This window comes from Gilliamella sp. B2824 (assembly GCF_026536245.1).
In the GTDB taxonomy this organism is placed as follows: Bacteria; Pseudomonadota; Gammaproteobacteria; order Enterobacterales; family Orbaceae; genus Gilliamella.
On the sequence record NZ_JAFNON010000043.1, the window covers coordinates 1 to 570 of the forward strand.

1 protein-coding gene is annotated in these 570 nt (G+C 37.5%); it reads right to left on the bottom strand.

The window, feature by feature from the left end; all coding sequences use genetic code 11:
- Nucleotides 1-570: zincin-like metallopeptidase domain-containing protein (locus J3U56_RS12025; protein WP_267367970.1), on the bottom strand; the 570-nt coding region annotated here is incomplete at both ends.

Here is a 570-nt window from a genome sequence, read left to right on the forward strand (position 1 = left end):
TTTTTCCATGACTAATCGATTTTTCAGCTAGCTTTTTTCCGGCAATATCTAATGTCCGGTTTAGCATTTGACTTGATATCGTTGTGTACTGTTTTTTAGCCGTTAAATATTTACTTTTGGTTAACGCCAATACCTTATCCGACTCAGTTAATGCCTTGCCTAATTCTGCCTTTTGAACTTCTTTATCGTCACCAAACTCTTTTAGATATATTTTAAGATAAACTAAATTGTTTGTTTTATCAGATGAAATTAGCGTTAAATTACAAAGCTTCATCGCCGATGTTTCGGCGACTAATTCATCTCTGGCGACAAATAATTCTGCCTGTTCGTAGGTTTTTGGTATTCTGTCTAATTCCCGACTGGTTGAGTGTCCGATTTCATGGAAGATATCATTATAGTATGCTTCGGCAGTCTCATACTGTGATTTATCGGGCATATGGATGGTATGCGATTTGGGATCATAACGAGGGTTTGATGGGCTGTTGTGTAAAACCTTAACCCCCTGACTTGCTATAAATTGCTCGACTTTTAAATTTTCCTGCCACTGTTTTTCCGGCTTAATTGCTGGTG